The sequence below is a fragment of the Mycolicibacterium fallax genome (assembly GCF_010726955.1).
GTDB classification, from domain to species: Bacteria; Actinomycetota; Actinomycetes; order Mycobacteriales; family Mycobacteriaceae; genus Mycobacterium; species Mycobacterium fallax.
Genome location: NZ_AP022603.1, coordinates 3,620,613 through 3,642,901 on the forward strand (window position 1 = coordinate 3,620,613; position 22,289 = coordinate 3,642,901).

Consider the following 22,289-nt stretch of genomic DNA (forward strand, 5'->3'; position numbering starts at 1 on the left):
AGTAGCGGTTTCAGGGAATCGACCGGATCGGGAGGAACCCCGCGGATGACACGGCTGGACGTGCTGGTGATCGGCGCCGGATTCTCCGGGCTCTACATGCTGCACCGGCTGCGCGAATCCGGGCACCGGGTGCTGGCCGTGGAGGCCGAATCGGACCTGGGCGGCACCTGGCAGGTCAACCGCTACCCGGGTGCGCGCTGCGACATCGAGAGCATCGAGTACTCCTACAGCTTCTCCGAGCAGATCCAGCAGGACTGGGTGTGGACCGAGACGATGGCCGCCCAACCGGAGATCCTGGCCTACCTGAACTTCGTCGCCGACCGGCTGGACCTGCGCCGCGACATCGTGTGCAACACCCGGGTGGTCGAGATGCGCTTCGATCCGGGCGCCGCGGCGTGGCAGGTCGGCACCGACACCGGGCAGCGGTTCACCGCCTCCTTCGTGGTCGCGGCCTCCGGCATCCTGTCGGTGCCGCTGCAACCCGACATCGCCGGGGCCGACAGCTTCGCCGGGGTCTCGCTGCAGACCAGCCGGTGGCCGGCCGAGGGGGTGGACCTGACCGGCAAACGGGTCGGGGTGATCGGCACCGGATCCACCGGGGTGCAACTGATCCCGGTGGTCGCCCGGCAGGCCGCCCAGCTCACCGTCTTCCAGCGCTCGGCGGCCTTCACGCTGCCCTGGGAGGTCCGCCCGATCGACGCCGCCGAACTCGCCGAGCTCAAGGCCGACTATCCGGGCATCCGCGCCGCCCAGCGCGCCCATCCGGTCGGTGCCGCCCGGCTCAGCGCGTTCTCCCTGCTGCTCGACATGCTGGCCAAGCCGCCGATCGCCACCGCCAGCCGGGAGGATCGGCTGCGCGCCATCGACGAGCGCGGCATCCTCGGCGCGCTGGACTGGGGCGATGTGTTCTTCGACATCGAGGCCAACCGGCAGGCCACCGAGCTCTACGGCGAGGCGATCGCCCGCATCGTGGCTGACCCGGACACCGCCGCGGCGCTGGTGCCCAGCCACCCGTTCGGCTGCAAGCGGCCGATCATCGACCAGGGCTACTACCAGAGCTTCAACCGCGCCAACGTCACCCTGGTGGACCTGCGCCGCGGACCGATCACCACGGCGATCCCGACCGGAATCCGCACCGAGCAGGGCGATTTCGAGCTCGACGTGATCATCTACGCCACCGGATTCGATGCCATGACCGGCGCGCTGAGCCGGATCGAAGTGGTCGGCACCGACGGCCGCACGCTGGGACAGGTGTGGCGCGAGGACGGGCCGGGCGGCTATCTGGGCCTGATGGTGGCCGGCTTTCCGAACCTGTTCATCATCCAGGCCCCCGGAAGCCCCTCGGCGGCAACCAACTTCATCGCCGCGATGGAACAGCACGTGGAGTGGATCGGCGACTGCCTGGACCACCTGCGCGCGGCCGGTTACCGGCGGATCGAGGCCCGCGCCGAGGCGCAGCGCGACTGGATCGAGCACACCGCCGCGCTGGTCGAGCCGACCGTTCTGGCGCACCCGGACTGCAATTCCTGGTACAACGGTGCCAACGTGCCCGGAAAGAAACGCCGCTATCTGGCCTACGCCGGCGGCATCCCCGAATACCGGCGGCGCTGCGACGAGGTCGCCGCCGCCGGCTACACCGCGTTCGACCTGGAGTGAGCACCATGGACCCCCGTGACCGTGCCCGGCTGATCGCCCGCGAACTCGGCAGCGTGCTGCCCCGTTCGGTGGACTTCCTCGGCCACGAACGCGACTGGACGCCCTGGTCCGGCCGGGGACTGCGCCGGCTCGGCGAGGTGGCCCTGGACGAGATGGTGCTGACCGGCATGACGCTGACCTCCCCGCCGCCGCGGGTGCGCACCGAGGTCGCCGAGCTGCCCCGGATCACCGCCGAGCTGGCCGAGCTCGGCACCGCGGGCTGCTATCGGCAGCCGGAACCGTTGCGGGTCAAGCGGGTTCGCCGTCGGCTGACCGGGCCGCTGGCCTTCGAGGAGATCCGCTACCAGCACGACCCCCGGCTCCCGGCGGTGTTCGGCGAACTCGGCCGCCCGACCACCGCGGTGGTCAACGTGGTCCGGCACCCCGGCGGCCCGCGGCCCTGGCTGATCTGGGTGCACGGCGCGGGCCAGGGCAACCTGACCGACTTCGCGGTGGCGCGGGTCGGCCGGATCCACCGCGAGCTGGGCTACAACATCGCGATGCCGATCCAGCCCGGCCACGGGGTGCGCCGACGCTGGCCGCCGACCTACCCGGACCTCGACCCGGTCGGCAACGTGGCCGGGATGATGCGGGCGGTGTCGGAGGTGCGCGCGGTCACCCGGTGGGTGGCGCCGCAGGCCGAGGCGGTCGCGCTGTCCGGGCTGTCGCTGGGCACCGGGGTGGTCGCGCTGGCCGCCGGGCTGGAGGACGACGTCGACGGGGTGGCGCTGTACACCCCGATCTTCGGGCTGAACTCGATGATCGCCGCGCACCTGCACCGCTGGGGTGCGGCGGCCGACGAGGTCACCGCGCTGCTGTCCGCCCCGGAGGTGGCCGCGCTGACCGGCGTCATCGACCCGCTGTCGCTGGAACCCCGGGTCCCGGCCGAGCACCGGATGATCGTCGGCGCCTGGAGCGACCGGATGGCCATGCGCGCCCCGGCCCAGGCGCTGCACGAGCGCTGGGGCGGCCGGCTGTTCTGGCACGACGGCAGCCACGTCGGGCAGCTGATGTCCGGCCGGGTGCAGGCCATCACCGAGGCGTTCCTGGCGGGACTACGATGAGCGGCGGGCCGAGCACCCGCACCGCCCGCGAGGTGGTGGAGCTCTACAACCTGGTGGTGTGGAACACCCGGGACTTCGCGCTGGCCGAGGAACTGATCGGCGAGCGCGTCATCCGGCACGACGTCGGCGAGTCGGTGGTGCTCAGCCACCAGCAGGCCGTCGCCCGGATCGTCGAGCACTGCGCGATGTTCGCCGACATCCGCTTCGAGCTGAACCTGGTGGTCGCCGGGGACGACGACGAGCACGTCGCCATCGTCTACCAGTCGCCGATGCGCACCGCCGATGGCACCGAGTTGACCATCGCCAGCATGGAGATCTTCCGGGTTGTCGACGGGCGGATCACCGAGGTGTGGAATTGCGGCTACAAACAGGGAGAGTGGCAGTGAGCGAACGCGTCCTCGACGAACTGGGCTACTACCTGCTGGCCGGCGCCGGTGGGCAGGGTCCGGCCACCCTGGTCGACGAGGCCCGCCGCGGCGAGGAGCTCGGCTTCGGCACCGCGTTCATCTCCGAACGGTGGAACGTCAAGGAGGCGTCGTCGCTGAGCGGCGCGGCCTGCGCGGTCACCGAACGGATGCAGATCGCCACCGCGGCAACCAATCACAACACCCGGCACCCGCTGATCACCGGATCCTGGGCGACCACCATGCACCGGCTGTCCGGCGGACGGTTCACCCTGGGCATCGGGCGCGGCATCGCCGCGGTGTACGGCGCGTTCGGGGTGCCGGCGGTGACCACCGCGCAGCTGGAGGACTTCGCCTCGGTGATGCGCCGGCTCTGGCGCGGCGAGCTGATCGTCGGGCACGACGGCCCGATCGGCAACTACCCGCTGCTGTTTCTGGACCCGGATTTCAACGAGGACATCCGGCTGGCGCTGGTCGCGTTCGGGCCCAACACCCTGGCGCTCGGCGGCCGGGCGTTCGACGACGTCATCCTGCACACCTACTTCACCCCGGAGACCCTGGCGCGCTGCGTGCGCACCGTCAAGGACGCCGCCGAGGCGGCCGGCCGCGACCCGGATGCGGTGCGGGTGTGGTCGTGCCTGGCGACCGTCGGCGACCACCTGCCCGAGGAGCTGCGGCTGAAGAAGACCGTCGCGCGGCTGGCCACCTACCTGCAGGGCTACGGCGATCTGCTGGTGCGCACCAACGATTGGGATCCGGCCGTGCTGACCCGGTTCCGGGCCGACCCGGTGGTGCAGTCGGTGCCCGGCGGCATCGACCACAAGGCCGACGCCGAGCAGATCGCGCACATCGCCACGCTGATCCCCGACGAGTGGCTGGCGGCCGCGGCCACCGGCAGCCCGCAGCAGTGCGCGCAGCGGATCCGTGCCGAACTCGGCTACGGCGCCGACGCGGTGATCCTGCACGGCGCCACCCCCGACGAGCTGGAACCGGTGCTCGCCGGCTACCGGGCCGCGGATGGCTGACCCGAGCGGGGCGGCGCCGGCGGCTCAGATGAAGTCCGAGCCGCCGTCGACGTTGACCGTCGCGCCGGTCACGTAGCCGTTGCGCCGCGACGCCAGGTAGCAGGTGATCGACGCGATCTCCTCGGGCAGCCCGGCCCGGCCCAGATCGCAGGGATGGCCGAAGCTGCGCTCCACCCAGCGCATCACGTCGTGCGGGTCGGCCGAGTCGAAGCCCTCGGCGGCCAGCGTCGCGTGCAGATTCTCGGTGAAGCTCGCCGTCACGATGGTGCCCGGGCACACCGAGTTCACCAGAATGCCCTCCGGCCCCAGCGATTTCGCCAGGTTCTTGGTCAGGCTGGACAGCGCGGCCTTGGCGGCGGTGTAGGCCACCAGTCGCGGGCTCTGCCGCTGAATGGAATGCGCCGACAGCGTGACGATCCGCGCCCACGGCGCCGCGCGCAGCGACGGCAGCGCCGCCCGCACACTGCGCACCGCGCTCATGGTGCCCAGGTCGAAGGCGGTCTGCCAGTCGACGTCGGTCAGCTCGGCGAAGGTGCCCGCCGGTGGACCGATGGTGTGCACCAGCACGTTGAGTTCGTCCCAGCGCCCGGCCAGCTGCGCGAAGGCCGCCGCGATCGAGTCGGCGTCGGACATGTCCGCGCTGATCGCCAGCGTCTCGGGGGCGCCGGCCGCGCGCACCCGGGTTGCGGCGGCCTCCAGCGCGGCGCGGTCCCGGGCCAGCAGTGCCACCGAGGCGCCCTCGGCGCCAAGGCATTCCGCGATCGCCAGGCCCATCCCTTTGCTGCCGCCGGTCACGACGGCGCGTGCGCCGGCCAGTCCCAGATCCATAGTTGTCCTTATCGTTGGGCGCGCCGGGGCGCGGGGGCGAACTGGTAGCTGCCGACGCTGACCGGCCGGTCCCCGGCGCCCTCGTCGACCATTGTCACCCGGGCGGCGAGCAGCCCGCCGGCGCCGGGCAGCGCCGCCCCGGACACCCGGAACGGCCCGACCTTGCCGCGGGCCAGGAACATCACATGCGAGGAGATCGCCTGCAGCCGTTCGGTTCCCGCGCAGCGTGCGGCCAGGTCGGCCGCCGCGGTCTCCAGCGCCACGAACTGCGGGCCGATGTGCAGCGCGGCGTCGGGGGAGGCCACCTCGACGGTCAGCTCCGGCAGCACCCAGTCCGCGCCGCGGCGGACGACGCCGAACACCTCGCGCAGCGGCGGCAGCCCCGGCCCGTCCTCCACCGCGATCGGGTCCACCGGCATCTTCGGCAGTCCGGCGGGCGGGGTGCCGATCGCGATGCCCTGCCCCTCGGTCAGCGCCAGCACCCGCTCCGGCTGCTCGGCGTCGACGATCCGGGACCGGCTGTAGCCCAGCTGCCTGCCGCGGCGCAGCGTCTCGGAGATCACCTCGATGCGGGTGACGTCCCGGCCCGGGTCGAGGAGCTGGCAGGAGTGCACCACCGGGTTGGGCACCGCCTCCAGGTCGGACATCCCGCCGCCCTCCGGCGAGCAGATCCCGAGCACCGCCAGCAGCAGCCCGCCGGTGGGGTTGCGCATGTCCCGGCGCAGCGTGACGGTGTTGTCGACCGGGCCCAGATCCATGCTGGGATAGCTGCGGCCCAGGTAGCGATAGCTGAGCAGGCCACCCCAGCGCCGGCGCAATTCGGCGGCGTAGGCCTCCGGATCGCCGGCCAACTCCCGGATGTCGCGCAGCCCGCTCACCGGGACCGCCGCCAGGTCAGCACCGCGTCGTCGGTGGACAGCGTCAGCACGTCGCCGTCGATCCGGGCGTTGCGCAGCTGCGGGCGCTCCAGCAACTCGGGCAGGGTGGACAGCGTCACCTGGTGGTGCAGCACCGCGGTGGCCTCGTCGAGCCGGTACCGGCCGCAGTAGGCGATGCCCGGCTGCCCGGGCTCGGCGCCCGGGCCCGGGGCCAGCTGCGCCGACATCCAGCCGTCGGCGGTGTACAGGATCAGCCCGCGGGGCTGCTCGCCGAACGGCCGGCGCGCGCCGACGTCGAAGGACTCCAGCTGCCAGCCGCCGAGCAGCGCCGAGCGGGTCACGGACATGGTTCTCCTTGGAGTGTTCACGGGGTGATGACGGTGCGGGCGACCGGGCCGGCCGGGGACTGCCGGGCGCCCAGCCCGCGGTTGAGCGCATCGAGCAGGGCGTCGCGGGTCTCCCGCGGATCGATCAGCTCGTCGAAGCCGAGATTCTCCGCGGAGCCGAACGACGCCTGCAGTTCGGCGGCGGCCAGCGCCGCGGCCGCCGCGGCGTCGGCCTTGGCGGCGGCGGTCAGCGCGGCCGCGCTCATCGCGCCCATCGTCGCGCCGGGCCAGCCGAAGGTGCCGGCCTGGCCGTCGAAACCCAGCAGCGCCATCACCATTGATCCGAAGCCGTAGGCCTTGCGCAGCGTCAGGTGCAGCTTGAGGGTGCTCGCGGTGGTCTGCGCGGCGTACATCCGGGCCCCGGCGCGCAGCACCCCGGCCCGCTCGGAGGCGCTGCCGCACAACATCCCCGGGTTGTCGGCCAGGAACACGATCGGCAGGTGGAAGGAGTCGGCGACGGTGATGAAGTGCGCGGCCTTGTCGGCGGCGTCGGTGTCGATCGCCCCGGCGCGCACGCCCGGCTGATTGGCCACCACCGACACCGGGTGCCCGCCCAGATGCCCCAGCGCGCAGACCATCGCGGCGCCGAACGTGGGCGCCACCTCGAACCAGTCCGGGGCGTCCAGAACGACGTCGAGCACCCGGCGGATGTCGTAGCCCCGCCGATTGTCCCGCGGCACGATGTCGAGCAGTTCCGGGGTGGGCCGGGCCCCGGTGCCGGGGCGGTCCGGGGGATAGCACCAGGCGCTGGACGGGAAGTAGGACAGGTAGCGGCGGATGTCGGCAAGCACGGCCGCGTCGTCGGCGCCCAGGTTGTGGATCACCCCGCTGGCCAGCGCGACCGCCGGCCCGCCCAGATCCTGCTTGGACACCTGCTCGCCGGTGGACTCCCGGACCACCGGGGGCCCGGCGGTGAAGATCGCGCCCGCCTCGGTCATGATCCGGAAATCGCAGATCGGGGCGACCAGGGCGCCGTGGCCGGCCGACGGCCCGAGCACCGCCGCGACCGTCGGCACCAGCCCCGAGCAGCGCGCCTGGGTGATCAGATCGGTGCGCGAGCGGCCGTGCCGGCCGGGCCGGAAGCCGGCGCCCTCCAACAGCATCACCAACGGAATCCGGTTGCGCAGCGCCAATTCCGCGAGCCGGTCGCGTTTGGCGTTGCTGCCCGCGCCGATGGTGCCCGCCGCGGTGGTGAAGTCCTCGGCGCCCACCATCACCGGGTTCCCGTCGATGCACCCCGAGCCGGCCACGATCCCGTCGGCCGGGGTTTCCGGGCCGCCGACCAGGGTGCCGAACTCGCGGAAGCTGCCCGGGTCGAGCAGCGCCTCGACCCGGGCCCGGGCGTCGAGCTTGCCGGTGGCGTGGTGTGCGGCCAGCCGGGCCGGCCCGCCCATCGCGCGGGCCGCGGCGCGGCGCCGGGCCAGGTCGGCCAGGGTGTCCGCCCAGCCGGTCGGCGGTGTCGTCATTGCTCTCCTCACGCCCGACGTTGACCATACCGAATTACTTACTGTAGCGTCGCCAGCATGGTCGGCAGGCTGAAGATCGACCGTGGCATCCCGAGTCGGCTCGACCGCGTGCCCGACGTCGCGCGCGCCCACGAGGCGGCCGGCTACGACGGCTGCTGGGCCGGGGAGATCAACCACGATCCGTTCCTGCCGCTGACGCTGGCCGCCGAACACACCGCCCGCATCGAGCTGGGCACCTCCATCGCGGTCGCCTTCGCGCGCAGCCCGATGACCGTCGCGCAACTGGGCTGGGACCTGCAGGACTATTCCGGCGGCCGGTTCATCCTCGGACTGGGCACCCAGGTCCGCGCGCACATCGAGAACCGGTTCGCCATGCCGTGGAGCGCCCCGGTGGACCGGATGGCCGAATACGTTGCGGCACTGCGGCAGATCTGGTCCTGCTGGGCCACCGGCGAGAAGCTGGCCTTCGAGGGCGAGTTCTATCGGCACACCCTGATGACGCCGATGTTCACCCCGGAACCCAGCGGGCAGCCGGCCCCGCGGGTGTATCTGGCCGCGGTCGGCGGCGCGATGACCGCGCTGGCCGGCCAGAGCGCCGACGGGCTGATCGCGCACGCCTTCACCACCCGGCGCTACCTGGAGGAGGTCACCCTGCCCGCGCTGGCCCGCGGGCTGGCCCGGTCCGGGCGCGACCGCGCCGAGCTGGAGGTGTGCGCGCCGGTGTTCATCGTCACCGGCCGGGACGACGCCGAGCGGGCCGCCGCCGCGGCGGCCTTCCGCCGGCAGATCGCGTTCTACGCCTCCACCCCGGCCTACCGCCCGGTGCTGGACCGGCACGGCTGGGGCGAACTGCAGCCGGAGCTGCGCCGGCGGTCACTGCGGGGCGACTGGGCGGCGATGGCCGAGCTGATCGACGACGAGATGCTGGGCACCTTCGCCGTCGTCGCCGAGCCCGACCGGGTTGCCGAGGCGCTGGCCGCCCGATGCGCCGGAGCGATCGACCGGGTGCTGCCGGGCTTCGCCGCCGGCACCCCCGAGCCGGTGATCGCCGCCGTGCTGGAGCAGCTGAAGGGAGCCCGATGAGGGACCGAATCGGCGGGCGCACCGTCGTGATCACCGGGGCCGCCCGGGGGATCGGTTACGCCACCGCGACCGCGCTGCTGGACCGCGGCGCCCGGGTGGTGATCGGCGACCGCGACGTCGCCGCCCTGGCGCAGGCGCTGGCCAACCTCGGCCCGGCCGCACCGGTCAGCGGGCACCCGCTGGACGTCAGCGACCCGGCGTCGTTCGCCGAGTTCCTGGACCGGGCCCGCGCCGACGGCGGCGGGGCGATCGACGTGTTGATCAACAACGCCGGGGTGATGCCGGTCGGGGCGTTCCTGGCGCAGTCCGAACGGGCCATCGAGACCGCCATCGACGTCAACCTGCGCGGGGTGCTCAACGGCTGCCGGCTGGTGCTGCCGGAGATGGTCGCCCGCGGCCGCGGCCACATCATCAACATCGCCTCGCTGGCCGGGGTGGTGCCGGTGCCCGGCCAGGTGGTCTACGCGGGCACCAAGTTCGCGGTGGTCGGGCTGTCCTGCGCGATGGCCGACGAGTTCGCCGGGGCCGGCGTGGCGGTCAGCGTGGTGATGCCGCCGTTCACCCGGACCGAACTGATCGCCGGCACCAAGAACTCCGGCGCCAGCAGGCCGATCGAACCGGCGGTGATCGCCAAGGCCATCGTGAAAACCCTGAACCGGCCGAAAACCCATGTGGCCGTGCCGTATCCGATGCGGTTCGTGTCCCCGCTGCTGTCCCTGATGGGACCGCGAACCCGACGCACCACGAATCGGGTGCTCGGGGCCGACCGGTTGTTCCTGGACTTCGACGCCGCGGCCCGCGCGTCGTATCAACAGCGCGCCGAGTCGGCCACCGGCGTGCTCCCCGGCGAGAAAGGCCCCAACCAGCGATGACACCGACCAGCTGCGCCGACGCCGCGATGCTTGCCGACCCGCAGGCCTACACCGACGAACAACGCCTGCACGCCGGCCTGACCCGGCTGCGCGCCACCGCGCCGGTGGCCTGGGTCGAGGTGCCCGACTACGCGCCGTTCTGGGCGATCACCAAGCACGCCGACATCATGGAGATCGAGCGCGCCGACGACATCTTCACCAACGCGCCGCGGCCGGTGCTGGTCACCAAGGCCAACGACGAACTGCAGGCCGGCGTCGGCATCCGCACCCTGATCCACACCGACGACCCGCTGCACCGCGACCTGCGGGCGATCGGCGCGAACTGGTTCCGGCCCAAGGCGATGCGGGCGCTGCAGGCCCGCGCCGACGAACTCGCCCGGCGCTTCGTCGACACCATGGTGACCGCCGGACCGGAATGCGACTTCGTCCAGCAGGTCGCGGTCAACTACCCGCTGTACATGATCATGACGCTGCTCGGGGTGCCCGAATCGGACTTCGGGCTGATGCTCAAGCTGACCCAGGAACTCTTCGGCAACGACGACGAGGAGTACAAGCGCAACGTCGACCAGGCCGAGCAGGCCACCGCGCTGCTGGAAATGTTCTCCTACTTCACCGCGCTGACCGCGTCCCGGCGCGCGAACCCCACCGACGACCTGGCCTCGGCGATCGCCAACGCCACCCTGGACGGCGCACCGCTCAGTGACATCGACACGGTGTCCTACTACGCGATCGTCGCGGCCGCCGGGCACGACACCACCAGCGCCAGCATCTCCGGCGGCATGCTGGCGCTGCTGCAGCACCCCGACCAGCTGGCCCGGCTGCAGGCCGACCCGGCGCTGATGCCGCTGGCCGTCGACGAGATGATCCGCTGGACCACCCCGGTCAAGGAGTTCATGCGAACGGCCCAGCGCGACTACCGGATTCGCGGCGTGGACATCGCAGCCGGGGAGTCGGTGCTGCTGTCCTACGCCTCGGCGAACCGGGACGAGGAGATCTTCGCCGACCCGTTCCGCTTCGATGTGGGCCGCGACCCGAACAAGCACCTGTCCTTCGGCTACGGCGTGCACTACTGCCTCGGCGCGGCGCTGGCCCGGATGGAGATCAACAGCTTCTTCACCGAGCTGCTGCCGCGGCTGCGCTCGGCGGAGCTGGCCGGCACCCCGGCGTTCATGGCCACCACCTTCGTCGGTGGCCTCAAACACCTGCCGATCCGCTACGAGCTGCGCTGAGCCCCGCTCAGCGCTGCGCGGCGGTGGCGGCGTCCAGCCGGGACTTGAAGTCGGCGTAGCCGCCGCCGGCGCGGTCCTTGTGCTGGCTCAGCGCCTGGATCGAGACGTCGTGATCGACAACGGTCGCCCGCAGCGCGCCGACGGTGGCCTGCTCGCGCGGCACGTGCGTGAACGGGTCGAAGTGATACAGCCGCATGGCGTTTTCGTGGGTGATCTTGTTGATCTCGTCGTCGGGAACGGCATTGGCGGTGAACACCTCCCACAGTTCCTCCGGCGCGCCGGGCCACATCGAGTCCGAGTGCGGGTAGTCCATCTCCCAGCAGATGTTGTCCACCCCGATCAGCTGGCGGTTGGCCACCCCGACCGGATCGGAGATGAAGCAGGTCATGAAGTGCTCCTTGAACACCTCCGAGGGGAGCTTGTCGCCGAAGTTCTGATGCGTCCAGGTCGAGTGCATCTCGTAGGTGCGGTCCACCCGGTCCAGGAAGTAGGGGATCCAGCCGGTGCCACCCTCGCTCAGCGCGATCTTGACGTCCGGGTAGGCCTTGATCGGCGCCGACCACAGCAGGTCGGCGGCGGCCTGCACGATGTTCATCGGCTGCAGGGTGATCATCACGTCCATCGGCGCGTCCGGGGCGGTGATGGCGAGCTTGCCCGAGGAGCCGATGTGCACGTTCATCACCGTGTCGGTGTCCACCAGCGCGTCCCACATCGGCTTCCAGTACTCCAGGTCGTGGAAGCTGGGGTAGCCCAGGGTGCACGGGTTCTCGGTGAAGGTCAGCGAGTGCACCCCCTTGGCGGAGACCCGGCGGATCTCCTGGGCGCACAGCTGCGGATCCCAGATCGCCGGGATCGCCATCGGGATGAACCGGCCCGGATGCGAGGCGCACCACTCGTCGATGTGCCAGTCGTTGTAGGCCTGCACCAGGGCCAGTGAGAAGTCCGGGTCCTCGGTGGCGAACAGCCGGGCGGCGAACCCGGGGAACGACGGGAAGTTCATCGTCGCCAGCACCCCGCCGGCGGACTGGTCCTTGACCCGCTCGTGCGGGTCGTAGCAGCCCGGGCGGATCTCGTCGAGGCCCTGGGGCTCCAGGCCGTACTCCTCCTTGGGCCGGCCCGCCACCGCGTTGAGCGCCACGTTCGGGATCACCGTGGAGCGGAACTGCCAGGTGTCGGAGCCGTCCGGATTGTGTACCAGCCGCGGCGCGTCGTCGGCGTACTTGGCCGGCAGGTGATTGGCGAACATGTCCGGCGGTTCGATGATGTGATCATCCACGCTGATCAGGATCATGTCGTCTTTGTCCACGACGGGCCACCTCTTCCCGATAGGCATACGGTATGGCTCAACACTAGCCCGTCGGGTCGGCCCGGGGAAGATCCGGGCATTACAAACGCGACAATATTTGTCAGGCGGTGAGCAGCGGGGCCAGCCAGTCGATCTCGGCGGGCAGCTGGGAACTCCAGAACGCCCCGTCGTGCCCGCCCGGGGACGACCCGCCGGCCGGGGCGGTCGGCAGCTGGGCGATGAACGACTGCGTCGCGTCGTAGAACGGGTCGGCGGTGCCGATGTCGATCCGGATCGGGATGGCGCCGAGGGCGGGCATGCCGAACACGCTGTTGGCGGCGAAGTCCTCGGGCCCGTCGAACGCGCCGGGCGCGCTGGCCCCCGGCGACATCCACAGCGCCGGGCTGACCGCGGTGATCGCCGCGGTGCGGGCCGGGCCGAGCCGGCCGCCCAGCAGCAGCGCGCCGTAGCCGCCCATCGACCAGCCCAGGAACGCCACCCGGGAGGTGTCCAGGCCCTGCTCGGCCAGCAGCGGCAGCAGCTCGTCGAGCACCATCGCCCCGGCATCCTCGCCGGAGGACCGGCGGTGCCAGTAGCCGCCGCCGCCGTCGACGGAGACCACCGCGAACGGCGGCACACCGGCGGCCACCGCCTGAGCCAGCCCGGATTCGACGCCGCCGGCCATCACGCTGGCCGCGTCGCCGCCCTTGCCGTGCAGCGCGATCACCGGGCGCAACGACGCGCCCTGGCCGGGCGGGCGGGCGATCGCCCAATTGGTGTTGACGCCGCCGCGGGCGGCCGACACGAACGAGCCGGTCACCATCGTCGATGCGACGGGAGGTGCGGCCGGGACGCGTGGGGTGAGCGCCACCGCGCCGACGGCGCCGGCGACCCCGGCGAAACCGAGCCGCAGCGCGGCACGGCGACTGAGTTCCGGCATCGGGCAATCATGCCACCGCGGCGTCGCAGGTCCGAACCGGTGCCCGCGGTTTCGGCGAAAAGCCCCAGCGTGCCGGTAGTTTCCTGGCACCATCACTAACCGTGACCGGGGCAGTCACCCCAAAGGGGGAACGTCGACGCGACGCGCTCGTCGGCGCCGCCGCCGAGCTGCTGTGCGAGGGCGGATTCGAGGCGGTTCGGCACCGCGCCGTGGCGACCCGGGCCGGGCTGCCGCTGGCCTCGACCACCTACTACTTCGCCTCGCTGGAGGACCTGATCGCCGCCGCCGTCGAGCACCTGGCGGCCGGCGAGGAGACCGTGCTGCGGCGCCGGCTGGACGGGCTGTCCCGGCGCCGCCGCGGCGCCGAGTCGACCGCCGATCTGCTGGTGGAACTGCTCGTCGACGACGCGCCCGGCAGCGCGGCGCTGGTGTCACGCTACGAACGCGACATCGCCTGCGCCCGCCAGCCGGCGCTGCGCGACATCCAGCGCCGACTGCGCCAGCAGCGCGCCGCCGCGGTCGGCGAGGTGGTCACCCGCTCCGGCCGGCACGCCCGCACCGAACACCTCGGCGCCCTGATCGGCGCGGTGGACGGCGCGGTGGTCTCGGCGCTGGTCGACGAGCGGGCCACCCCGCGGGCCACCGCGCGGGCCACCCTGATCGACGTCATCGACGTGCTGGCGCCCTACGACGGCAACGCGCGGCACGACCGGAAAACCGGGCGCCCGTAGGCTGTCTGCCCGTGAGCATCCCCAACGTTCTGGCCAACCGCTACGCCAGCACCGAGATGGTGGACATCTGGTCCCCGGAGAACAAGGTGATCGCCGAGCGCCGGCTGTGGCTGGCCGTGCTGACCGCGCAGGCCGAGCTCGGCGTCGCGGTCCCCGACGGCGTCGTCGAGGACTACCGGCGGGTGCTGGAGCGCGTCGACCTGGCCGCCATCGCCGAGCGGGAACGGGTCACCCGGCACGACGTCAAGGCCCGGATCGAGGAGTTCAACGCGCTGGCCGGCCACGAGCACGTGCACAAGGGCATGACCAGCCGCGATCTCACCGAGAACGTCGAGCAGCTGCAGATCCGGCAGTCCCTGCAACTGGTGCACGCCCGCGGCGTCGCGGTGGCCGCCCGGCTGGCCGAGCACGCCGCCGCCCACCGGGACCTGGTGATGGCCGGGCGCAGCCACAACGTCGCCGCCCAGGCCACCACGCTCGGCAAGCGGTTCGCCTCGGCCGCCCAGGAGACGCTGATCGCGCTGACCCGGATCCGCGAGCTGATCGACCGCTACCCGCTGCGCGGCATCAAGGGGCCGATGGGCACCGCCCAGGACATGCTCGACCTGTTCGACGGCGACACCGCCACCCTCGCCGAACTGGAGCGCCGGGTCGCCGGGTTCCTCGGCTTCTCCGCGGTGCTGTCCAGCGTCGGCCAGGTCTACCCCCGCTCGCTGGACCACGACGTGCTCTCCGCGCTGGTGCAGCTGGGCGCCGGCCCGTCCTCGCTGGCCCACACCGTGCGGCTGATGGCCGGCCACGAGCTGGTCACCGAGGGCTTCGCGGCCGGACAGGTCGGCTCCTCGGCGATGCCGCACAAGATGAACACCCGGTCCTGCGAGCGGGTCAACGGCCTGCAGGTGATCCTGCGCGGCTACGCCTCGATGGCCGCCGAGCTGGCCGGCGCGCAGTGGAACGAGGGCGACGTGTTCTGCTCGGTGGTGCGCCGGGTCGCGCTGCCGGATGCGTTCTTCGCCGTCGACGGGCAGATCGAGACCTTCCTGACCGTGCTCGACGAGTTCGGCGCCTACCCGGCGGTGATCGCCCGGGAACTCGACCGCTACCTGCCGTTTTTGGCCACCACCCGGATCCTGATGGCCGCGGTCCGCGCCGGCGTCGGCCGGGAGACCGCGCACGAGGTGATCAAGGAGCACGCGGTGGCCGTCGCGCTGGCCATGCGCGAGCAGGGCCGCGACCCCGACCTGCTGGACCGGCTGGCCGCCGACGACCGGCTGCCGCTGGACCGGGCCGCCCTGGACGCCGCGCTGGCCGACAAGGAGGCGTTCACCGGTGCGGCCGCCGACCAGGTCGACGAGGTGCTCGCCGCCGTCGGCGCGCTGGTCGCCCAATACCCCGACGCCGCCGGCTACCGGCCCGGGGCGATCCTGTGACCTGGTACACCGGCAACGCCGGCTACGACACCGTGCTGACCATCGGGTTGGGCATCGCGGCCCTGGTGATCATCGGCGGGCTGTTCATGCAGAGCCCGTACGGCCGGTTCGGCGATGCCGCGGGCGGGATCAAGCTCAACCCGAAGCTGGGCTGGTGGCTGATGGAGATCCCGGCCACCGTGGTGTTCCTGGTCTTCTTCCTGTCCGGTCCGCAGCGGTTCGAGGTGGTGCCGCTGGTGCTGGCCGCGATCTGGCTGATGCACTACGGCAACCGGGGCTGGTTCTTCCCGCTGTCGATCCGGCAGGTGCCGGGCAAGCAGGCCAGCTTCGGCGTGATGGTGCTGGGCTTCGGCATGGTCATCACCGCGATGCACGGCTACCTCAACGGCGCGTTCTTCAGCCACGACTACAAGCACCTGTACGGCACCGGCTGGCTGACCGACCCGCGGTTTCTGATCGGGCTGGCGATCTACCTCGGCGGGTTCGCGCTGCTGATCTCCTCGGAGTCGATCGTGCGCAACCTGCGGGACAAGAACAACCCCGGGGCCGCCGAGTACCGGATCCCCTACGGCGGCGGGTTCCGGTTCGTCACCAGCCCGGCGTACCTGGGCGAGCTGATCGCCTGGACCGGGTTCGCGCTGCTGACCTGGTCGCTGGCCGGTGTGGTGATCCTGCTGATCACCGCGGGCAACCTGGTGCCGCGGGCGCTGGCCACCCACCGCTGGTACCGGGAGAAGTTCGACGACTATCCCGCCGGGCGCCGCGCGCTGATCCCCGGCCTGCTCTGAGCTAGCCGACCGGGGCGTTCACCATCCGGTCGAGTGCCGCGGCGATGGCGGGGAACTGCGGCAGGGTGACGAACTGCCGGTGATCTCCAGTTCCCCGACGGTGCCGCCGGTGTGGGCGATCAACACCCGGCCGCGGTAGCGGCCCTGGTGCAGCGGCCCGGCGCCGGGCCGAAAGCGTCACGATATCGCGGTCCGCGGGGTCCGCATCCCGGCCGCGCGCAATTCCAGGCCCACCAGCGCGCCGATCGCCTCCGGATCGCGGCGGCGCCAGGACCCGGCCGGATCCTCGCTGACCCGGACCAGCCGTCGCACCGGCCGGTTGGTCAGCGCCCGCAGCGCCAGCAGATCCGCCCCGGCCGGCGAGGACGCCAGCGTCAGCACCAGCCGCTTGCGCCGGAAGAACCGGATCCGCAGGTACAGCCACGGCCCGGCGACCGCCAGGATCGGCGCCGCGGCCACCGCGACGGCCAGCAGCCAGGCCAGCCAGGTCGCGGTGTCGGACAGGTTCTGCCCGGCGTCGGCGAGCTCCAGGGCGGCGGTGGCGGCGGCGTCCAGCGGCTTGGCCAGCTGATCGCCGACCAGCGGCACCCGGTCGGCGGTGTCGCCGGCCGAGCCCAGGTTCGTCGAGATGCCCGCGGCCCCGCTCTGCACCTGGCGGCCCACCTCGGCGATCGAGTCGACCGCCGCGTGCACGAAGACACCGATCAGCACCCACACCACGATCCAGCCGATGACCAGCACATCGGCGGTGAACTGGGCCAGGAATCGGTGCGGCCGGCTGGCGTAGGGCAAATACCGCGAACTCATACCGGTGATCCCAGCACGTCGGGGGCGGCGGCGGGGTCGATAGGCTGACCCGATGCGTCCCGCGTTGTCCGATTACCGGCATCTGGCCAGCGGAAAGGTCCGCGAGCTCTACGGCATCGACGAGCAGACCCTGCTGTTCGTCGCCACCGACCGCATCTCGGCCTACGACCACATCCTGGACACCACCATCCCGGACAAGGGCCGGATCCTCACCGCTATGAGCATGTTCTGGTTCGAGCTGCTCGAGGTGCCCAACCAGCTCGCCGGGCCCCCCGACGATCCGCGCATCCCCGCCGAGGTGCTGGGCCGCGCGCTGGTGGTGCAGCGGCTGGACATGATGCCGGTGGAGTGCGTGGCCCGCGGCTACCTCACCGGCTCCGGGCTGGTCGACTACCAGGCCACCGGCTCGGTGTGCGGCATCGCGCTGCCGCCCGGGTTGACCGAGGCCAGCCGGTTCGACGAGCCGATCTTCACCCCGGCCAGCAAGGCCGAGCTCGGCGAGCACGACGAGAACATCAGCTACGCCGACGTCGTCGCCCTGGTCGGCGGGGTGCGCGCCGACCAGCTGCGCGAGCACACCCTGACCGTCTACGCCCGGGCCGCCGCGCACGCGCTGACCAAGGGCGTCATCATCGCCGACACCAAGTTCGAGTTCGGCGTCGATGCGCACGGCACGCTGCGGCTGGCCGACGAGGTGTGCACCCCGGACTCGTCGCGGTACTGGCGCGCCGACGAATACACCCCCGGGGTGGTGCAGCCCAGCTACGACAAGCAGTACGTGCGCAATTGGCTGACCGCGCCGCAGACCGGCTGGGACCGGCACGCCGGCGGCCCGCCGCCGCCGCTGCCCGCCGACGTCGTCGAGGTCACCCGGGCGCGCTACATCGAGGCCTACGAACGGATCTCGGGGCGCAGCTTCGCCGATTGGCTGGGACCCCGGTCGTGAGCGCACCGAAACCGCCGGCCGCCAAACGCGTGCCGTCCCGGCGCGAGCACCACGGCGAGGTGTTCGTCGATCACTACGAGTGGCTGCGCGACAAGGCCGACCCGGCGGTGCTCGGGTACCTGGAGGCCGAGAACGCCTACGCCGACGCGGTCACCGCGGACCTGGAACCGCTGCAGCGCGCCATTTTCGACGAGATCAAGGCGCGCACCAAGGAGACCGACCTGTCGGTGCCGACCCGCCGCGGCGACTACTGGTACTACGCACGCAGCTACGAGGGCCGCCAGTACGGGCTGCAATGCCGTTGCCCGGTCGCCGATCCCGACGACTGGGTGCCGCCGGTGCTCGGCGAGGACGCCACGGTGCCCGGCGAACAGGTCATGCTCGACGAGAACGAGCTCGCCGAGGGGCACGAGTTCTTCTCCCTCGGCGCCGCCGCGGTCAGCCTGGACGGCGATGTGCTGGCCTACGCGGTCGACGTCGTCGGCGACGAGCGGTACACGCTGCGGTTCAAGGACCTGCGCACCGGCGAGCACTATCCCGACGAGATCACCGGGATCGCCGCCGGGGTGACCTGGGCCGCGGACAGTCGCACCGTCTACTACCTGACCGTCGACGACGCGTGGCGCACCGACACCGTGTGGCGGCACCGGATCGGCTCCGGCCTGCCCGGCCAGCGGGTGTACCACGAACCCGACGAACGGTTCTGGCTGGGCGTCGGGCGCACCCGCAGCAACAGGTTCGTGATGATCGCCGCCGGCTCCGGGGTGACCTCGGAGGTGTTCTACGGCGACGCCGCCGACCCGGCGGCCGAGTTCACCTCGATCCTGGGCCGCCGCGACGGCATCGAGTACTCCGTCGAGCACGCGGTGATCGCCGGCGCCGACCGATTCCTGTTCGTGCACAACGACGGCGCGGTCAACTTCGCGCTGACCGAGGCCCCGATCGAGGACCCCGCCGCCCAGACCGTGCTCATCGCGGGCAGCGACGACGTGCGGATCGACGGCGTCGACGCGTTCGCCGATCACCTGGTGGTCAGCTACCGCGGCGACGGACTGCCGCGGATGCGGCTGTGGCCGCTGACCGCCACCGGCTACGGCACCGCCGAAGACGTCCGGCTGGACTCCGAGCTGATGTCGGTGGGCCTGGGCGCCAACCCGAACTGGTCGGCCGGCCGGCTGCGGTTCGCGGCCACCTCGTTCATCACCCCGATGCGGGTCTACGACCTGGACCTGGCCACCGGTGAGCGGATCCTGCTGCGCGAACAGCCGGTGCTCGGCGGCTACCGGGCCGAGGACTATCTCGAGTACCGGGACTGGGCCACCGCCGACGACGGTGCGCGCGTGCCGATCTCGGTGATCCACCGCCGCGGGGTGAGCCTGCCCGCGCCCACCCTGGTCTATGGCTATGGCGCCTACGAGGCCTGCGAGGATCCACGGTTCTCCATCGCCCGGCTCTCGCTGCTGGACCGCGGGATGGTGTTCGCCATCGCGCACGTCCGCGGCGGCGGCGAGCTGGGGCGGCTCTGGTACGAGCGCGGCAAGCTGGCCGACAAGCCGAATACCTTCACCGATTTCATCGCGGTGGCACGCCATCTGGTCGACACCGGGGTGACCGAGCCCCGCCGGCAGGTGGCCCTCGGCGGCAGCGCGGGCGGCCTGCTGGTGGGCGCGGTGGCCAACCTGGCCCCGGAGCTGTTCGCCGGGATCCTGGCGCAGGTGCCGTTCGTCGACCCGCTGACCTCGATGCTCGACCCGTCCCTGCCGCTCACCGTCACCGAATGGGACGAGTGGGGAAACCCGTTGGCGGACAAGGACATCTACGATCTGATGGCCGGCTACTCGCCGTACGAGAACGTCGCCGCCCGGGACTACCCGGCGATCCTGGCGATGACCTCACTCAACGACACCCGGGTGCTCTACGTGGAGCCGGCCAAGTGGGTCGCCGCGCTGCGGCACGCCAAGACCGACGACCATCCGGTGCTGCTCAAGACCCAGATGACCGCCGGGCACGGCGGCATCAGCGGGCGCTACGAGCGGTGGAAGGAAGTCGCCTTCCAGTACGCCTGGCTGCTGTCGGCCGCGGGCGGATCGCCGCACCCCGGGCCGCCCGGCACGCTAGCGTGAGGTCATGGACGCGGACGTCATCATCGTCGGAGCCGGGCTGGCGGGGCTGGTCGCCGCCTGCGAGATCGTCGAGCGGGGCCGCAGCGTCCTGATCGTCGACCAGGAGAACGCCGCAAACCTTGGCGGACAGGCGTACTGGTCGTTCGGCGGGCTGTTCTTCGTGGACAGCCCGGAGCAGCGCCGGATGGGTATCCGGGACAGCCTGGAGCTGGCCGTGCAGGACTGGATGGGCACCGCGGGCTTCGACCGGGTCGAGGACCACTGGCCCCGGCAGTGGGCGCAGGCCTACGTCGAGTTCGCCGCGGGGGAGAAGCATTCCTGGCTCACCGAGCGCGGCCTGAAGATCTTCCCGGCGGTCGGGTGGGCCGAACGCGGCGGCTACGACGCCCGCGGGCACGGCAACTCGGTGCCCCGGTTCCACATCACCTGGGGCACCGGACCGGCGCTGGTCGACGTGTTCGCCCGCCGGCTGCTCGGCAACCCGCGGGTCCGGTTCGCGCACCGGCACCGGGTCGATTCGCTGATCGTCTCCGACGGCGCGGTCACCGGGGTGCGCGGGGCGATCCTGGAGCCCAGCGACACCGCCCGCGGCGTGGCGTCGAGCCGAAAGGTGTTCAGCGCGTTCGAGTTTCAGGCCCAGGCCGTCATCGTCGCCAGCGGCGGCATCGGCGGCAACACCGACCTGGTTCGGAAGAACTGGCCCAAACGGCTCGGCCGGATCCCCGGTCAGCTGCTGACCGGGGTGCCCGCGCACGTCGACGGCCGGATGATCGGCATCACCGAGGCCGCCGGCGGCCGGGTGATCAACCGGGACCGGATGTGGCACTACACCGAGGGCATCACCAACTACGACCCGGTGTGGCCCAATCACGGCATCCGGATCCTGCCCGGACCGTCGTCGCTGTGGCTGGACGCCACCGGCCACCGGCTGCCCGGCCCGCTGTACCCCGGCTACGACACCCTCGGCACGCTGGCGCACATCACCGCCTCCGGCCACGACTACAGCTGGTTCGTGCTCAACGCCCGGATCATCGCGAAGGAGTTCGGGCTCTCCGGCCAGGAACAGAACCCCGACCTCACCTCGCGCAGCGTCCGGCAGCTGCTGTCCCGGATCCGGCCCGGGGCGCCCGCGCCGGTGCAGGCGTTCGTCGACCGCGGCGCCGACTTCGTCAGCGCCGGCACGCTGCGCGAGCTGGTGGACCGGATGAACGCGCTGCCCGACGTCGAGCCGCTGGACTTCGACACGGTGTCCGCCGAGGTCACCGCCCGCGATCGGGAGGTCGCCAACCGGTTCACCAAGGACGGCCAGATCACCGCCATCCGCGGCGCCCGGGCCTACCTGCCGGACCGGCTGTCCCGGGTGGTGGCCCCGCACCGCATCACCGACCCGAAGGCCGGGCCGCTGATCGCGGTCAAGCTGCACGTGCTGACCCGCAAGACCCTCGGCGGGCTGGAAACCGACCTGGACTCCCGGGTGCTCGGCGCCGACGGGGATCCGATCCCCGGGCTGTACGCGGCGGGGGAGGCCGCCGGGTTCGGCGGCGGCGGGGTGCACGGCTACCGTTCGCTGGAGGGCACCTTCCTCGGCGGCTGCATCTTCAGCGGCCGCGCGGCCGGCCGGGCGACCGCCCGCCAGGTTTAGAAGTCCGCGGCGGCCTCCGGGGACAGCACCCGGAAGTCGGTGTCGCACATTTCGGTGAGCCGGCCGTAGAAGATCCCGCGGGCGTCCTCGGTGATGATGCCCTGATGGATCGGCACCGCGTGGCTGGGCGCCACCGCGCGCAGGTAGTCCACCGCCTCGGACACCTTCATCCACGGCGCGGCGGCCGGGGCGGCCAGCACGTGCACCGGCTCGCCCGGCAGGTGCAGCGCATCCCCGGGGTGCATCAGCTTGGCCGGGTGCTCGTCGTCGCCGACCAGGTAGGAGATGTTGTCGATCACCGGGATCTCCGGGTGGATCACCGCGTGCCGTCCGCCGGTGCCGCGGATCCGCAGCCCGCCGACGGTGAACGCGTCGCCGACCCGCACCGCGGTCCACGGCGGGCCCAACTGCGCGGCGGTCTGCGGGTCGGCGTACAGCGCCGCCCCCGGATTGGCCGCCACCAGCGCGGGCAGCCGGGCCGGGTCGGCGTGGTCGGGGTGCTGGTGGGTGATCAGAATCGCATCCAGCCCGGTGATCCCCTCGAAACCGTGCGAGAAATTACCCGGATCGAACAGGATCGTGGTGGTCGCGGCGCCCGGGGCGCCGGGGAAGCCGGCCAGCAGACAGGAATGGCCGAAATGCGTCAGTTCCATGTCCCAGATTGTGC

General features: G+C 72.0%; 21 protein-coding genes. 13 read left to right on the forward strand and 8 right to left on the reverse strand.

The window, feature by feature from the left end; genetic code table 11:
- Positions 1–45 precede the first annotated feature (45 nt).
- Genes G6N10_RS17305 through G6N10_RS17320 form a run of 4 tightly spaced genes read left to right on the forward strand, consistent with a single transcriptional unit; the run spans position 46 to position 4,188 of the window.
- Positions 46–1,656, forward strand: a complete 1,611-nt coding sequence (locus tag G6N10_RS17305) for a flavin-containing monooxygenase (RefSeq protein WP_085099632.1) — start codon at positions 46–48, stop codon at positions 1,654–1,656.
- Between the two features lie 5 nt (positions 1,657–1,661).
- Positions 1,662–2,759: an alpha/beta hydrolase gene (locus G6N10_RS17310; protein WP_085099902.1), complete on the forward strand. Its 1,098-nt coding sequence runs from the start codon at positions 1,662–1,664 to the stop codon at positions 2,757–2,759.
- Positions 2,756–3,145 (forward strand): ester cyclase, encoded by a 390-nt coding sequence (locus G6N10_RS17315; RefSeq protein WP_085099634.1) that lies wholly within the window; start codon positions 2,756–2,758, stop codon positions 3,143–3,145. Before G6N10_RS17310 ends, G6N10_RS17315 begins: the two co-directional genes overlap by 4 nt.
- Positions 3,142–4,188, forward strand: coding sequence for a TIGR03857 family LLM class F420-dependent oxidoreductase (locus G6N10_RS17320; protein ID WP_085099637.1), 1,047 nt, complete (start codon positions 3,142–3,144; stop codon positions 4,186–4,188). Before G6N10_RS17315 ends, G6N10_RS17320 begins: the two co-directional genes overlap by 4 nt.
- A 24-nt stretch (positions 4,189–4,212) precedes the next feature.
- Here G6N10_RS17320 and G6N10_RS17325 read toward each other — a convergent pair whose 3' ends face one another.
- Genes G6N10_RS17325 through G6N10_RS17340 form a run of 4 tightly spaced genes read right to left on the reverse strand, consistent with a single transcriptional unit; the run spans position 4,213 to position 7,746 of the window.
- Entirely contained in the window at positions 4,213–5,016 is an 804-nt protein-coding gene (locus G6N10_RS17325) for an SDR family NAD(P)-dependent oxidoreductase (protein WP_085099640.1), read from the reverse strand.
- An 8-nt stretch (positions 5,017–5,024) separates the two neighbouring features.
- A complete protein-coding gene (locus G6N10_RS17330) occupies positions 5,025–5,894 on the reverse strand; it encodes a hypothetical protein (RefSeq protein WP_234810660.1) in 870 nt (289 codons plus the stop codon).
- Complete coding sequence (locus G6N10_RS17335) at positions 5,891–6,241, reverse strand: lipocalin-like domain-containing protein (protein ID WP_085099643.1); 351 nt, start codon at positions 6,239–6,241, stop codon at positions 5,891–5,893. The genes G6N10_RS17330 and G6N10_RS17335 overlap by 4 nt, the downstream gene beginning before the upstream one ends.
- A 17-nt stretch (positions 6,242–6,258) precedes the next feature.
- A complete protein-coding gene (locus G6N10_RS17340) occupies positions 6,259–7,746 on the reverse strand; it encodes an acyl-CoA carboxylase subunit beta (protein ID WP_085099646.1) in 1,488 nt (495 codons plus the stop codon).
- A 57-nt stretch (positions 7,747–7,803) separates the two neighbouring features.
- Between G6N10_RS17340 and G6N10_RS17345 the strand changes: the two genes are divergently transcribed.
- From G6N10_RS17345 to G6N10_RS17355, 3 genes are read left to right on the forward strand one after another with little or no spacing between them, the layout of a single operon-like run.
- A complete protein-coding gene (locus G6N10_RS17345; RefSeq protein ID WP_085099649.1) occupies positions 7,804–8,829 on the forward strand; it encodes a TIGR03617 family F420-dependent LLM class oxidoreductase in 1,026 nt (341 codons plus the stop codon).
- Entirely contained in the window at positions 8,826–9,701 is an 876-nt protein-coding gene (locus G6N10_RS17350; protein ID WP_085099651.1) for an SDR family oxidoreductase, read from the forward strand. Before G6N10_RS17345 ends, G6N10_RS17350 begins: the two co-directional genes overlap by 4 nt.
- Positions 9,698–10,930: a cytochrome P450 gene (locus tag G6N10_RS17355; RefSeq protein ID WP_085099653.1), complete on the forward strand. Its 1,233-nt coding sequence runs from the start codon at positions 9,698–9,700 to the stop codon at positions 10,928–10,930. The genes G6N10_RS17350 and G6N10_RS17355 overlap by 4 nt, the downstream gene beginning before the upstream one ends.
- A 7-nt stretch (positions 10,931–10,937) precedes the next feature.
- Here G6N10_RS17355 and G6N10_RS17360 read toward each other — a convergent pair whose 3' ends face one another.
- Together G6N10_RS17360 and G6N10_RS17365 are read right to left on the reverse strand one after the other, a co-directional pair.
- Positions 10,938–12,236 (reverse strand): amidohydrolase family protein, encoded by a 1,299-nt coding sequence (locus G6N10_RS17360; protein WP_085099655.1) that lies wholly within the window; start codon positions 12,234–12,236, stop codon positions 10,938–10,940.
- A gap of 100 nt (positions 12,237–12,336) precedes the next feature.
- Positions 12,337–13,155, reverse strand: a complete 819-nt coding sequence (locus tag G6N10_RS17365) for an alpha/beta hydrolase-fold protein (RefSeq protein ID WP_085099658.1) — start codon at positions 13,153–13,155, stop codon at positions 12,337–12,339.
- A 101-nt stretch (positions 13,156–13,256) separates the two neighbouring features.
- On the opposite strand from G6N10_RS17365, the gene G6N10_RS17370 reads away from it, so the two are divergent.
- From G6N10_RS17370 to G6N10_RS17380, 3 genes are read left to right on the forward strand one after another with little or no spacing between them, the layout of a single operon-like run.
- Positions 13,257–13,886 carry a TetR/AcrR family transcriptional regulator gene (locus G6N10_RS17370; protein ID WP_085099660.1) on the forward strand — a complete coding sequence of 210 codons (630 nt, stop codon included), beginning with the start codon at positions 13,257–13,259 and terminating at the stop codon, positions 13,884–13,886.
- A gap of 11 nt (positions 13,887–13,897) precedes the next feature.
- Positions 13,898–15,316, forward strand: a complete 1,419-nt coding sequence (gene purB / locus G6N10_RS17375) for an adenylosuccinate lyase (protein ID WP_085099663.1) — start codon at positions 13,898–13,900, stop codon at positions 15,314–15,316.
- Positions 15,313–16,104 carry a phosphatidylethanolamine N-methyltransferase family domain-containing protein gene (locus G6N10_RS17380; RefSeq protein ID WP_085099666.1) on the forward strand — a complete coding sequence of 264 codons (792 nt, stop codon included), beginning with the start codon at positions 15,313–15,315 and terminating at the stop codon, positions 16,102–16,104. The genes purB and G6N10_RS17380 overlap by 4 nt, the downstream gene beginning before the upstream one ends.
- 177 nt (positions 16,105–16,281) lie before the next feature.
- On the opposite strand, the gene G6N10_RS17385 is transcribed toward G6N10_RS17380, so the two are convergent.
- Positions 16,282–16,911 carry a hypothetical protein gene (locus tag G6N10_RS17385; RefSeq protein WP_085099669.1) on the reverse strand — a complete coding sequence of 210 codons (630 nt, stop codon included), beginning with the start codon at positions 16,909–16,911 and terminating at the stop codon, positions 16,282–16,284.
- 52 nt (positions 16,912–16,963) lie between these two features.
- Between G6N10_RS17385 and G6N10_RS17390 the strand changes: the two genes are divergently transcribed.
- From G6N10_RS17390 to G6N10_RS17400, 3 genes are read left to right on the forward strand one after another with little or no spacing between them, the layout of a single operon-like run.
- Positions 16,964–17,857 (forward strand): phosphoribosylaminoimidazolesuccinocarboxamide synthase, encoded by an 894-nt coding sequence (locus G6N10_RS17390; protein WP_085099672.1) that lies wholly within the window; start codon positions 16,964–16,966, stop codon positions 17,855–17,857.
- Positions 17,854–19,980: a S9 family peptidase gene (locus tag G6N10_RS17395; RefSeq protein WP_085099675.1), complete on the forward strand. Its 2,127-nt coding sequence runs from the start codon at positions 17,854–17,856 to the stop codon at positions 19,978–19,980. Before G6N10_RS17390 ends, G6N10_RS17395 begins: the two co-directional genes overlap by 4 nt.
- A gap of 4 nt (positions 19,981–19,984) precedes the next feature.
- Positions 19,985–21,622: an FAD-binding dehydrogenase gene (locus G6N10_RS17400; protein ID WP_085099678.1), complete on the forward strand. Its 1,638-nt coding sequence runs from the start codon at positions 19,985–19,987 to the stop codon at positions 21,620–21,622.
- Here the strand turns inward: G6N10_RS17400 and G6N10_RS17405 are convergent.
- Complete coding sequence (locus G6N10_RS17405) at positions 21,619–22,275, reverse strand: MBL fold metallo-hydrolase (protein WP_085099681.1); 657 nt, start codon at positions 22,273–22,275, stop codon at positions 21,619–21,621. The two genes, G6N10_RS17400 and G6N10_RS17405, sit on opposite strands and share 4 nt — an antisense overlap.
- Positions 22,276–22,289: the final 14 nt, after the last annotated feature.